The sequence below is a fragment of the Escherichia sp. MOD1-EC6300 genome, assembly GCF_002965045.1.
GTDB lineage: Bacteria > Pseudomonadota > Gammaproteobacteria > Enterobacterales > Enterobacteriaceae > Escherichia > Escherichia coli_F.
Genome location: NZ_PTRH01000088.1, coordinates 1 through 230 on the forward strand (window position 1 = coordinate 1; position 230 = coordinate 230).

Annotated in this window: 1 protein-coding gene; it reads right to left on the reverse strand. The window is 52.6% G+C overall.

Features of this window, described 5'->3' with window-relative positions:
• A partial coding sequence (locus tag BGE37_RS25490) for a hypothetical protein (protein ID WP_206748512.1) occupies positions 1-230 on the reverse strand: 230 nt, incomplete at both ends.

A 230-nucleotide genomic window follows, 5' to 3' on the forward strand; every position in this document is an offset into this window, starting at 1 on the left:
TCGTAAGAAAAATGCAACGGTTGCAAGCGGATAATATTCTGCGGAATGCGCAGCACAGAGTGAAGAAGTGATGGATTCTGGAACAGAAAAACAGTCGTAGAATCAGCAGCAAGCCGGAAGGGTTCCGGTGAGGCGCAATGTTGCGGGGGCTTTATCCCTGGTGGCATTGGTTGCTGGAGAGAGAAAACCCCCGCACGTTGCAGGTATGCACCTGACAACATCACGGGGGC